This window comes from Nitratidesulfovibrio liaohensis, from assembly GCF_011682075.1.
Lineage (GTDB): Bacteria > Desulfobacterota > Desulfovibrionia > Desulfovibrionales > Desulfovibrionaceae > Cupidesulfovibrio > Cupidesulfovibrio liaohensis.
Genome location: NZ_VSMK01000479.1, coordinates 1 through 1,863, shown reverse-complemented (window position 1 = coordinate 1,863; position 1,863 = coordinate 1). Strand labels below are relative to the sequence as shown.

Sequence of the window (1,863 nt, the reverse complement as noted above, 5' to 3'; positions counted from 1 at the left end):
GGGGTGCCTGGCGCGGGTGGGGCCAGCGGCGTGCCCGGCGCGGCGGACCAGTCCAGGCGCACGGCGTCGATGCGGCCCGGCAGCGCGTTGATGTCGCCCACGAAGCGCGCCACGTACATGTTGGCGGGTTCCTCGTAGATTTCCTTGGGCGCGCCGATCTGCTCTATGCGGCCCTCGTTCATCACCACCACCCGGTCGGACATGGCGAAGGCCTCTTCCTGGTCGTGGGTGACGAACACGAAGGTGATGCCCAATTGCCGCTGCAAGTGTTTGATTTCAAGCTGCATCTGCTTGCGCAACTTGAAGTCCAGCGCGCTGAACGGTTCGTCCAGCAGGAGCACCAACGGGTTGTTGATGACCGCGCGGGCAATGGCCACGCGCTGCTGCTGCCCGCCGGAAAGCTGGCGGGGCTTGCGGTCGGCGAAGTTTTCCAGATGCACCATGCGCAGGGCGTCCAGCACGCGGCGGGCCGTCTCGTCCGCCGCCACGCCCTGCATCTTCAGCCCGAAGGCCACGTTATCGCGCACGGTCATGTGCGGGAACAGCGCGTAGTTCTGGAACACGGTGTTCACCTGGCGCTGTTCCGGGGGCACCCGGTTGACCACCTGGCCGTTGATGCGCACCTCGCCCGCCGTGGGCTGCTCGAAACCCGAGAGCAGGCGCAGGATGGTGGTCTTGCCGCAGCCCGACGGCCCCAGCAGGGTCAGGAACTCGCCGTTGCGGATGGTGAGGTCTATGGAATCGAGCGCCACGGTGTCTTCGAACGTCTTGGTGACGCCGCGCAACTCGATGATGTGATCCTGTTCTGCCATCGTCGCCTCTTGCTTGCGTGGTCGGGGGCTGCCCCCGGCGGCCCTTGCGGGCCGGAACCTTCGCCTGGGCCGTACGCGGCCCGGCGCCTTGCCAATCGACCGGGCCTGAGGGGCCGGAGACCGTATGCGTGCATGACGCGCAACGCCTGCGGTCGGTCACATGCGGGACCGGGTCGGGCCGTATGGCGGGCCTTTCAACCGTCCAGATGGTGGCCGAATGCCTGGCCGGATACTCGCCCGATATTCGTCCGGGAGCCGAGCCGTGTCGCGGCCCATGCCGCACAGTCTGTGATGCGTGATTCCGGAAAATGCATCCCGATGCCCTCCGGGCGCCAGGGGCCGGATGCCGCATGCATCCGCCGCCCCCGCTGCACACCGCCACGGGCGGCTGTACGGGGAAACGGCGCGGACGATGCCGGGGCGCCGGGCGCATGCACCGGAAACCGGCACGGCAAGGCTTCGGGGAGTGGATGGGGACGAAACCGCTACGCTGCGGGATGCAGGGCGCGCCGGTTACCGGAGCGCCGGGGCCGAGGGGCCGGCATCGCCGGCCACGGGCGTTCGGGCGTTTCCGGAGCGGCGAAGCCCCAGATTGCGCACCCGGTGCACCGGCCGGGATGAAAGGATGACCTGCGAGCAGCGTATCATGCGTTCGTCTTCCCTCATGGTGGGCATGAAGTGGCGTCATGAAATGGCGTCGGTGAGTGACGTCATGCGCCGGGTCGGGGGCTGGCCGCGCGCCCTAGGCGGGCGCGGGCTGGAAGGTGGTCGTTCGGGCCTTGTGTGCCATGCGGGGGGCGGGGTGACAAGCAAAAAAACACCCCTGCGCGCTCCCCTGCCCCACAGGAGAACGCGCGATCACGGAATCGGCGCCCCGGTTCTGTGTCACCGCGCCCCCGCAGGCCCCGCAACATCGGGCACCGCATCCGACAGGCGCACGAAGCGCACCCCGCGGCGCAGCAGTTCCGGCAGGGCGGCGCGCAGCCCCGCGCCGCTGCCCGCATTGGGCTTGTTCATGTGCAGCAGCAGGATGTCGCCGTTGCGAGAGATC

Annotated in this window: 1 protein-coding gene; it reads right to left on the bottom strand. The window is 68.8% G+C overall.

The window, feature by feature from the left end; all coding sequences use genetic code 11:
* On the bottom strand, positions 1-812 hold an 812-nt coding region (gene potA, locus FVW27_RS14530; protein ID WP_167126425.1), incomplete at its 3' end, for a polyamine ABC transporter ATP-binding protein.
* Positions 813-1,863: the final 1,051 nt, after the last annotated feature.